The organism is Dellaglioa sp. CoH-56-MRSF-12, from assembly GCF_056782075.1.
The window spans coordinates 1-233 of sequence record NZ_JBXAYD010000177.1; the positions used below are offsets into that span (position 1 = coordinate 1).

The following is a 233-nucleotide window of genomic DNA, read 5'->3' on the forward strand; positions in this document are numbered from 1 at the left end:
GTCGAGCATCGCCGCGACGATGTCGCCGTTCTCCGCGGTGTTCTGCGCGCGGACCACGACCCAGTCGCCGTCGCAGATCGCCGCGTCGATCATCGACTCGCCGATGACCTTGAGCATGAAGAGCTCGCCGTTGCCGACGAGCTGGCGGGGGAGCGGGAAGACCTCCTCGACCTGCTGCTCCGCGGTGATCGGGACGCCGGCGGCGATCCGGCCGACCAGCGGGACCATGGCGG

General features: G+C 70.4%; 1 protein-coding gene. It reads right to left on the bottom strand.

The features are described 5' to 3' along the window. On the bottom strand, positions 1 to 233 hold a 233-nt coding region (locus AC1RPY_RS08225; RefSeq protein WP_481763194.1), incomplete at both ends, for a LexA family protein.